General features: G+C 61.8%; 9 protein-coding genes. 5 read left to right on the top strand and 4 right to left on the bottom strand.

The genetic code is table 11. The features are described from left to right. Positions 1–24: 24 nt before the first annotated feature. Positions 25–816, bottom strand: a complete 792-nt coding sequence (locus tag AC1RR7_RS21970; protein WP_493158421.1) for a YfaP family protein — start codon at positions 814–816, stop codon at positions 25–27. Between the two features lie 277 nt (positions 817–1093). Between AC1RR7_RS21970 and AC1RR7_RS21965 the strand changes: the two genes are divergently transcribed. The 5 genes from AC1RR7_RS21965 to AC1RR7_RS21945 all read left to right on the top strand — a co-directional run bounded on the left by AC1RR7_RS21965 (position 1094) and on the right by AC1RR7_RS21945 (position 7467). After that, positions 1094–2239: a Fic family protein gene (locus AC1RR7_RS21965; RefSeq protein ID WP_493158420.1), complete on the top strand. Its 1146-nt coding sequence runs from the start codon at positions 1094–1096 to the stop codon at positions 2237–2239. 88 nt (positions 2240–2327) lie between these two features. Next, positions 2328–2570 (top strand): exodeoxyribonuclease VII small subunit, encoded by a 243-nt coding sequence (locus tag AC1RR7_RS21960; RefSeq protein WP_007894317.1) that lies wholly within the window; start codon positions 2328–2330, stop codon positions 2568–2570. Then, the gene (ispA, locus tag AC1RR7_RS21955) at positions 2567–3454 is read left to right on the top strand and encodes a (2E,6E)-farnesyl diphosphate synthase (RefSeq protein ID WP_493072945.1); all 888 of its coding nucleotides are present in this window, start codon (positions 2567–2569) and stop codon (positions 3452–3454) included. Before AC1RR7_RS21960 ends, ispA begins: the two co-directional genes overlap by 4 nt. A gap of 91 nt (positions 3455–3545) precedes the next feature. Beyond that, complete coding sequence (gene dxs, locus AC1RR7_RS21950; RefSeq protein WP_493158419.1) at positions 3546–5444, top strand: 1-deoxy-D-xylulose-5-phosphate synthase; 1899 nt, start codon at positions 3546–3548, stop codon at positions 5442–5444. Positions 5445–5583: 139 nt separating this feature from the next. Next, positions 5584–7467: a TonB-dependent receptor domain-containing protein gene (locus AC1RR7_RS21945; protein WP_493158417.1), complete on the top strand. Its 1884-nt coding sequence runs from the start codon at positions 5584–5586 to the stop codon at positions 7465–7467. A gap of 3 nt (positions 7468–7470) precedes the next feature. Here AC1RR7_RS21945 and AC1RR7_RS21940 read toward each other — a convergent pair whose 3' ends face one another. Genes AC1RR7_RS21940 through ribA form a run of 3 tightly spaced genes read right to left on the bottom strand, consistent with a single transcriptional unit; the run spans position 7471 to position 9304 of the window. Next, complete coding sequence (locus AC1RR7_RS21940; protein WP_493158416.1) at positions 7471–8271, bottom strand: cobalamin-binding protein; 801 nt, start codon at positions 8269–8271, stop codon at positions 7471–7473. Continuing rightward, positions 8271–8690 carry an MFS transporter gene (locus tag AC1RR7_RS21935; protein ID WP_096820755.1) on the bottom strand — a complete coding sequence of 140 codons (420 nt, stop codon included), beginning with the start codon at positions 8688–8690 and terminating at the stop codon, positions 8271–8273. The genes AC1RR7_RS21940 and AC1RR7_RS21935 overlap by 1 nt, the downstream gene beginning before the upstream one ends. After that, positions 8687–9304 (bottom strand): GTP cyclohydrolase II, encoded by a 618-nt coding sequence (gene ribA, locus AC1RR7_RS21930; RefSeq protein WP_065259552.1) that lies wholly within the window; start codon positions 9302–9304, stop codon positions 8687–8689. Before ribA ends, AC1RR7_RS21935 begins: the two co-directional genes overlap by 4 nt. Between the last annotated feature and the right edge of the window lie 60 nt (positions 9305–9364).

Here is a 9364-nt window from a genome sequence, read left to right as displayed (position 1 = left end):
CCGAGTTCATCCGTGGCGGGATGCTTAATAGTTGAAAGTCTTGACCAGCAGCAGATCACCGATGGCCCGCAGGGGCACGATGAACGTTTCGCGTTTTTCGTCGACAGTGTTTTCGTTGAGCACCAGCGTGATCTGCGAGGTGATGACCTCGTTCTGGTTGCTGGTCTCCTCGAAGTTATAGCCGCCGTCGCCGAAGTTGCCCCAATAGTTGACGTAAACCAGATAGGTGCCATGCAGCGGCGCGGTCATGGTGAACATTTCCGGGCCGGGGCCGTCGACACCGTCCGGGTCCAGACCGCCGCCGTTGGTCAACGCCGTGTGGGCGAAAAACGCATGCTGGCCGTCAGGCGTAATGATGTGCAGGTCGAGTTCAGCCTTGGGATCGTCCCAGCCGAGCACCACGCGAATCCGCGCCGGTGTGCGCAGGTTGTTCGCTTCGTAGAACTGCACGCGCTTGAACGACTGGCCTTCGGCGCTGCGCACTTCGACGCTGTTGGAGCCTGCGCCAAATGCATAAGGCCGGGCGAAACGCCCATCGTCGTCGGTGTACAGATTCAGCGGATTGCCGTTGACCGCCAGAGTGTGCGGCCCGCGCTGGTTGCCGATGGCCTTGAGCTGGCCCTGGATCATCGTGCGATTACGCTGGATGCCGCGATCGATCGGCGGCGTGGGATAGGCGACTTGCGGGTTTTCACTGCGGTCGAGCAAACCGTTATAGCGCCAGCCGCCCACTGGTTCTGACAGATCAGCGCTCGGCGCCGCCCATAAAGCGGGGGCGCAGGCCAACCCGACCAGCAGCAAAAGAAATGAACGCATGTGATGCCTCCTGCCATGCCTGAACGAAACCTTGCACCCGATCCTCGGTACTTCACAGCGGTGAAAACTGCGTTTCGTCTGAAAGACCCGTGACTGTCGGGTCGTAGAAGGCGCGAAGGTTAGCGATTCGGCAGTTTTTTAACAATCGGATACATCTTGAAATGCGGTGGGAATCACGCACCCGGGTGGACGATGAGCCGAATAGGCGTCATATTCGGCTCACAAAATGAGCCGAATAGCATTTCTATTCGGCTCACGCACTCAGGAACAGCATTTCATGGCAACTCACTGGATCTGGCAGCAACCCGATTGGCCCGACTTCAATTGGCAGGCAGAGCGTCTCACTGCGCTGTTGCGCGAATGCGTTCAGGCGCAGGGACAATTGATGGGCATGGCGGGATCAGTGGGCAATTCACTGAGCGCTCAGACTGAGCTGGACGCGTTGCTGCAGAACATCGTGACCTCCTCGGCCATCGAGGGGGAGCAGTTGAATGTTGAATCCGTGCGTTCTTCATTGGCACGACGTCTGGGGCTGGAATCACCGGATGGCGACAACGTCAGCAAGCGCAGCGAGGGGCTGGCGCAACTGATGCTCGATGCCACTCAACGTTTTGCCGAACCGCTGACGCTGGAACGATTGCTGGAATGGCATTCATGGCTGTTTCCAGAACAGGAGAGTGGTTTCCTTTCGCGAGCAATCAATGTCGGCGCATTACGCGGCGATGAGCCGATGCAGGTGGTTTCCGGACGAATCGACCGTCCGACCGTGCACTTCGAGGCGCCACCGCGACAAGGCCTTGAGCGACAACTCGACAGTTTTCTCAAGTGGTTCGACGCCAGTCAGCATCAGGCAGGCCTCGATCCTTTACTGCGAGCCGGTATCGCACATTTCTGGTTCGTCACCTTGCACCCGTTCGATGACGGCAACGGACGCCTGACTCGCACCCTCACCGATCTGGCACTGGCTCAGGGCGAAGCGCAGGCGATTCGTTTTTACGCGATGTCCGCCAGCATTCTCGATGACCGCGCGGGCTACTACCGAATTCTGGAATCCAGTCAGAAAGCCACGCTGGACATCACTGACTGGCTCACATGGTTCCTGCAAACCCTGCTGCGCAGCCTGCAGCAGGCCATCGCACGGATTGAAAGTGTGTTGGGCAAGTCGCGCTTCTGGCAGGCACACCGCGAATCCGGGCTGTCGGCGGAGCAGATCAAAGTGCTCAATCGTTTGCTCGACGGTGGTGAGCGCGGTTTCGAGCACGGCATCAGTGCGGCGCAATACCAGAGTGTGGCCAAGGTCTCCAAAGCCACGGCGACCCGACATCTGGCGGAACTGCTGGAAAAAGGCTGCCTGCAACGTCTTCCGGGCGGCGGGCGGAGTACTCGGTATCAGATCAGTTATCCGGGCGAATCGACCGACTGACAGCATTGTCCATCAGCCCGCTCATTTGCCCATAAACCCCCTATCTGCTAGTGTCGCGCCGGTTTAACGTCAACCGGAATTAGCCGCCATGGCCCGCAAAAAAGCTGCACTGGATTTCGAACAGTCCCTCGCCGACCTGCAAACACTGGTCGAGCGTCTGGAGAACGGTGAATTGTCGCTGGAAGACTCGCTGACCGCTTTCGAGCAGGGCATCGGCCTGACCCGTGACTGCCAGGCAGCGCTGGCCCAGGCCGAGCAGAAGGTCCAGGTGTTGCTGGAGCGCGATGGCGAGCTGGCCGAGGAACCCTTCGACGCGGATCAGCCAGAATGATCGCGGCGTATTCGGCGACCAGCCAGGCGCGGGTCAATGCGGCACTGGAAACCCTGTTCAACGCACCACTGCCAGAGCTGGCGCGGCTTTACGAAGCAATGCGCTACAGCGTGATGAACGGCGGCAAACGCGTGCGTCCATTGCTGGCCTACGCCGCGTGCGAAGCCCTCGGCGGCAAGGCCGAGCAGGCCAACGGCGCGGCGAGTGCAGTGGAGTTGATCCACGCCTATTCGCTGGTACACGACGATTTGCCGGCGATGGACGACGACGATCTGCGTCGCGGTCAGCCGACTACCCACAAAAAATTCGATGAAGCCTGCGCGATTCTTGCCGGTGACGGCTTGCAGAGCCTGGCGTTCAGCGCCCTGCTCGACCCGCGCCTGAGCGACCTGAGCGCGGATATCCGTCTGCAACAGGTCACGGCGCTGGCGCACGCGGCAGGCCCGGCCGGCATGGTCGGCGGTCAGGCCATCGACCTCGGTTCGGTCGGTCTGAAGCTCAATCAGAAAGCCCTTGAACAGATGCACCGGCACAAGACCGGCGCGCTGATCGAAGTCAGCGTCAAGCTCGGCGCCCTGGCCAGCGGCCGCGCCGAAAAGGATGAACTCAAGGCCCTGCAAAGTTATGCACAGGCCATCGGCCTGGCGTTCCAGGTGCAGGACGACATCCTCGACGTCGAAAGCGATACCGAAACCCTCGGCAAACGCCAGGGTGCCGACATTGCCCGCGACAAGCCGACCTACCCGGCCCTGTTGGGTCTGGACGCAGCCAAGGCCTATGCCCTGGAACTGCGCGATCAGGCGTTGCATGCACTGCGACCGTTTGACGCGGCCGCCGAGCCATTGCGCGATCTGGCCCGGTATATCGTCGACCGACGCAACTAAAGGCTAATCAGCCAAAAAAGACCAACGCGTGGGCAGGGGACGATGCATCAGGTAAACTGCCGCATCTTTTATACCTATAACGATTCGCCTGATGCCCACGACGTTCCATGAGATTCCCCGCAAGCGCCCGACCACGCCCCTGCTCGACCGCGCGAACACGCCGGACGGCCTGCGCCGGTTAGGCGAAGCCGAGCTGGAAACCCTGGCTGATGAGTTGCGCCTGGAATTGCTCTACACGGTCGGCCAGACCGGTGGGCATTTCGGTGCCGGCCTGGGCGTCATCGAGCTGACCATCGCGTTGCATTACGTCTTCGACACCCCGGACGACCGGCTGGTGTGGGACGTCGGTCATCAGGCCTATCCGCACAAGATCCTCACCGGTCGCCGCGAGCGTATGGAAACCCTGCGCCAGAAGGACGGCATCGCTGCCTTCCCGCGTCGCTCCGAGAGCGAGTACGACACCTTTGGCGTCGGCCACTCCAGCACCTCGATCAGTGCCGCGCTGGGCATGGCCATCGCCGCTCGCCTGCAGAACAGTGATCGCAAGGCGATTGCCGTGATCGGTGACGGCGCGCTGACCGCCGGCATGGCCTTCGAGGCGCTGAACCATGCGCCGGAAGTGAACGCCAACATGCTGGTGATCCTCAACGACAACGACATGTCGATCTCGCGCAACGTCGGCGGTCTGTCGAACTATCTGGCGAAGATCCTTTCCAGCCGCACTTACGCGAGCATGCGTGAAGGCAGCAAGAAAGTCCTGTCGCGCCTGCCCGGCGCCTGGGAAATCGCCCGTCGCACCGAAGAATATGCCAAAGGCATGCTGGTTCCCGGCACCCTGTTCGAAGAACTGGGCTGGAACTACATCGGCCCGATCGATGGCCACGACCTGCCGACCCTGATCGCCACCCTGCGCAACATGCGCGATCTGAAAGGCCCGCAGTTCCTGCACATCGTCACCAAGAAAGGCAAAGGCTTCGCCCCGGCGGAAGTCGACCCGATCGGTTACCACGCCATCACCAAACTCGAACCGCTGGGCGCCCCGGCTGCCGCGCCGAAGAAGGCCGGCGGGCCGAAGTATTCCGGCGTGTTCGGTGAATGGCTGTGCGACATGGCCGCTGCCGACCCGCGTCTGGTGGGCATCACCCCGGCGATGAAGGAAGGTTCGGATCTGGTGGCGTTCAGCGAACGCTTCCCGCTGCGCTACTTCGACGTGGCGATTGCCGAGCAACACGCCGTGACCCTCGCGGCCGGCATGGCCTGCGAAGGCGCGAAACCGGTGGTGGCGATCTACTCGACATTCCTGCAGCGCGGCTACGACCAGTTGGTGCACGACGTTGCGGTGCAGAACCTCGACGTGCTGTTCGCCATCGACCGCGCCGGTCTGGTGGGCGAAGACGGCCCGACCCACGCCGGCAGCTTCGATCTGTCGTTCCTGCGCTGCATCCCGGGCATGGTCATCATGACCCCGAGCGACGAAAACGAACTGCGCAAGATGCTCACCACCGGTCACCTGTACAACGGCCCGGCGGCGGTGCGTTACCCGCGCGGCACCGGCCCGAACGCGACCATCGAGAAAGACCTCGAACCGATCGAGATCGGCAAGGGTGTGATTCGTCGCCAGGGCAGCAAGGTCGCCCTGCTGGTGTTCGGCGTGCAACTGGCCGAAGCGCTGAACGTCGCCGAAACACTGGACGCCACCGTGGTCGACATGCGGTTCGTCAAACCGATGGACGAAGCGCTGGTGCGTGAAATCGCCGCCAGCCACGACCTGCTGGTGACCATCGAAGAGAACGCGATCATGGGCGGTGCCGGTGGCGCGGTCAGCGAATTCCTCGCCCGTGAAAACATTCTCAAGTCGGTGCTGCACCTGGGCTTGCCGGACGTTTACGTCGAACACGCCAAACCGGCGCAGATGCTGGCCGAGTGCGGGCTGGACGAGGCAGGGATCGAAGCGGCGGTGCGCGAGCGCCTGGAGCTGCTTAACAAGTAAAACGCAATGCCCATGTGGGAGCGAGCCTGCTCGCGATAGCGCACTGTCAGTCACTTCAATGTCGACTGACACACCGCAATCGCGAGCAGGCTCGCTCCCACATTGATTTGCGCACACCGGAAATACCAACGGAATACCGATGAACCTCTCGCGCCTCGCCTTGCCCCTTCTCCTGCTGCCAACCGCCAACGCCCTCGCCGATACCTTCGAACGCGATCAGGCCCTGAAGCTGCCGGACATGCTGATCAGCGCCAACCGCCAGGTGGAAGCTCGCAACGACAGCAGCGCCGCCAACACCGTGTTCACCCGCGAAGACATCGAGCGCCTGCAACCGAGCAGCGTCACCGACCTGCTGCAACGGGTACCGGGCGTGCAAGTGGCGCAAACCGGCGGGCGCGGCAGTCTGCCGGGGATCTACATTCGTGGTACCCAGTCGGCGCAAAGCCTGGTGCTGGTCGATGGCCAGCGCATCGGCAACTCCACCTCCGGCGACAGCAACCTGCAACACCTGAACATCGAGCAAATCGAACGCGTCGAAGTGCTGCGCGGTTCGCGTTCGGTGATCTATGGCAGCGATGCAATTGGTGGGGTGATTCAGATCTTCACCCGGCGCGGCGGCGAACAAGGCTTGCAGCCGCGGATGCATGTCGGATTCGGCAGCCATCAGACCTGGGAGCGCAGTGTCGGCCTGTCCGGCGGCGACGAGAAAACCCGCTTCAACCTCGGCGCCAGCCTTGATGAAACCGCCGGCCTCGACCGCACCCACGAGTCGTATCCCAGCGACAGCGACCACGACGCCTACCGCAACAAATCCATCAGTCTGAGCCTCAGCCATGCGCTGACCGATGATGTCGAAGTCGGCGCCAACCTGCTGGATAACCGTGGCAAAAGCGAGTTCGACAACCCGTTCGGACGCTTCGACCCAGTCACCTTCGACTCCGTCCAGCAGCAGCCCTACAGCGATTTCACCGTCAGCAGTTTCAGCAGCTACATCGACGCGCGGATCAACGAGCGCTGGAAATCGCGCCTGGAACTCGGCCACAGCGAAAACCGCGAGAAGACGTTCGACAAGCTTAGCGACGAACGCTCGGTGTTCAACACCTACCGCGACTCGGTGACCTGGCAGAACGACCTGACCCTGGATGCGCGCAACAGCCTGATCCTCGGCGGTGACTGGTACGAAGACCGGGTCAACAGCAGCACCGCGTTCGACGAAGACAGCCGTTGGAACCGTGCTGCGTTCATCCAGCATCGCTTCCAGGCCGACAGTTTCTCCACCGAGCTCGGCCTGCGCCGTGACGACAATCAGCAGTTCGGCGGGCAGAACAGCTGGAGCGGCACGCTGACATTGCCGGTCAACCCGGACAACGATCTGTTGCTCAGCTACAGCGAAGGTTTCCGCGCACCGACCTTCAACGACCTGTACTACCCGGACTTCAGCAACCCTGATCTGAAACCGGAAACCTCGAAAAGCTACGAGCTGCAATGGCGCAGCCAGTTGAGCGACAGCAGCCGCCTCGAAGCCTCGCTGTATCGGACAGACCTGGAAGACGCGATCATCTTCGGCAGCAACTCCCGGCCAGAGAACGTCGCGTCGGCGCGGATCAACGGCTTTGAGGCAGCGCTGAAACAGGAACTGCTGGGCTGGCAGAGCAACCTCGGCGTCGCAATCATCGACCCCCGCGACCGCGACACCGGCCACACCTTGGCGCGCCGTGCACGCCGGACGTTGAGCTGGGATCTGGACCGGCAGTTCGATCGTCTCGGTCTCGGTGCCAGTTGGCAGGCCGTCAGCAGCAGTTATGACGACCTGAACAATCAACAACCATTGGGTGGTTATGTGCTACTCGGACTGCGCAGCAGTTGGGCTCTGAACCGTGAAATCAAGCTGGATTTCAAGGTGGATAACCTGCTGGACAAGGGTTACAGCCGAGCGCTGTACAGCCATGACGGCAGTCAGTATGGCTATCGCGAGGAAGGTCGGGCGTTCATGTTCGGGGTGACCTGGACGCCACAGCTGTAGCGGTCAACGGTCTGGCGCAATCAGTTGGCAGAGTTTGGCGGTCGCCTCGATCATCTGCCCGCTCGGACGCTCCAGACCTTTGTCGGTGACCAGCAGCAACTGCCTGTGCTTGACCGCTGCCACCTGCGGCCAGGCGTTCCAGGCATTCAGTTGCGGTTGATCGCCGGCCAGAATCACTTCGGGGTCACGCTGTAAAACAGCTTCGATGCTCACCTGCGGCGCCGGCAATGTCAGGTCGGCAAACACGTTGCGCGCGCCGCACACCTCCAGAGCATCGCTGATGATCTGCCCGCCACCGACGGTGTACAGCGGCTTGTCCCAGACTTGATAGAACACCCGCAGCGGCGTTTCCCGCCGATAGCGTTGGCGCAGCTCGTCGAGCTTGCGCCGCAACCCAGTCGCCCGCTCAACCCCGCGCTCAGGGCGACCAAGCTGCGCAGCGATGGCTTCGATCTGCGTGATCAACTGTTCGAAACTGTGGGGTTCGGCAACGAAAGTCGGGATGTTCAGACGCTTGAGCTGATCGCGCTGGGCCGGGCCGACACTGCCGGGCCACAGCAGCAACAAGTCAGGCTTGAGGCTGAGCAGCCGCTCCATGTCGAGCTGACCATAACGACCCACCGAAGGCACATCCTTGATCGCAGACGGCCGGTCACCGGCATCCAGCACACCCACCAACAGATCGGCCGAATCCAGCTCGACGACGATTTCAGACAAGGATGGCGCGAGACTGACCACTCGCAGAGCGGCCAGGGTTTCGCTGCTGACGGCCAGTAGCAGAACTGCCAGCCAGAGACGACGCATCAACCGAGTTGACGCGGGATACGGTAGAGGTAGAACAGCACCGCCGTGGACAGCGCCAGCAACATCAGCGGCACGGCCTCCAGGCCGACGAACACCGCCAGTGCACCGATCCACGCCGGCAACCCCGCCACCAGAAACGCTGTGCGACGACGAGCCGCAAGGGCTATCCACGCAGCGGGTTCTTCAGGGGTATCGAGGGCTTTTTGCGTGGCGATCAGCGCATGTTTGTAACGGCCGAAAAACTTCAGGCTGACAAACATCGAGGCCACGCCGGCAATGAAAAACGGCATCGCCAGCACCGGCATGATCGCTTCGCTCTCGCCGAACACGGCATTGAGAACAAACAGCGGCACCAGCGCCAGCGCCAGGTATTTCCACCAGGCGACTGACAGACGGCGCCGCACCTGACCGCGAGTCACGCCCGGTCTACCTCGCCCTGATGTTCGTTGCCCATCATGTGGTCGAGTTTGCTGGCCTTGGTCGCCAGGTAGAGTTTGTTGTGCGGGTTGTGGCCTGTGTGCAGCGGCACGCGCTCGGCGACGACGATATTCATGTCGGTCAGGGCTTTGACCTTGCGCGGGTTGTTGGTCATCAGGCGCAGGGATTTCACGCCCAGATGCTCAAGCATCGGCAGGCACATGGCGTAGTCACGCTGGTCGGCGGCAAAACCCAGACGCTCGTTGGCTTCAACGGTATCGGCGCCACCGTCCTGCAACTCGTAGGCACGGATCTTGTTCAGCAGGCCAATGCCACGGCCTTCCTGACGCAGGTACAGCAACACGCCACGACCTTCACGGGCGATCGCCTTGAGGGCGGCCTCCAGTTGCGAGCCGCAGTCGCAACGCTGACTGAACAAGGCATCGCCGGTCAGGCATTCGGAGTGCAACCGGCCGAGTACCGGGGCACCGTCGGCAATCTCACCCAGGCTCAGCACGACGTGCTCGCGGCCGGTGGCTTCATCGAGAAAACCGTGCATGGTGAATTGCGCAAAAGGCGTTGGCAGCTTGGAAGCGGCGACAAAAACGACAGGCACCGGTGTGCTCCTGATCTAAAAAGTCTGAAGATTCGCTGGGCGGCATTGTAACAGCAGGTT

The organism is Pseudomonas sp. GW821-FHT11G12, assembly GCF_058808055.1.
This window is presented reverse-complemented; position numbering and strand designations above follow the sequence as displayed.

Excerpts from the sequence above, each read along its gene's own strand:
- AC1RR7_RS21970 (WP_493158421.1), bottom strand. The coding sequence starts at position 816 with ATGCGTTCATTTCTTTTGCTGCTGGTCGGGTTGGCCTGCGCCCCCGCT.
- AC1RR7_RS21965 (WP_493158420.1), top strand. The coding sequence starts at position 1,094 with ATGGCAACTCACTGGATCTGGCAGCAACCCGATTGGCCCGACTTCAAT.
- AC1RR7_RS21960 (WP_007894317.1), top strand. The coding sequence starts at position 2,328 with ATGGCCCGCAAAAAAGCTGCACTGGATTTCGAACAGTCCCTCGCCGAC.
- ispA (WP_493072945.1), top strand. The coding sequence starts at position 2,567 with ATGATCGCGGCGTATTCGGCGACCAGCCAGGCGCGGGTCAATGCGGCA.
- dxs (WP_493158419.1), top strand. The coding sequence starts at position 3,546 with ATGCCCACGACGTTCCATGAGATTCCCCGCAAGCGCCCGACCACGCCC.
- AC1RR7_RS21945 (WP_493158417.1), top strand. The coding sequence starts at position 5,584 with ATGAACCTCTCGCGCCTCGCCTTGCCCCTTCTCCTGCTGCCAACCGCC.
- AC1RR7_RS21940 (WP_493158416.1), bottom strand. The coding sequence starts at position 8,271 with ATGCGTCGTCTCTGGCTGGCAGTTCTGCTACTGGCCGTCAGCAGCGAA.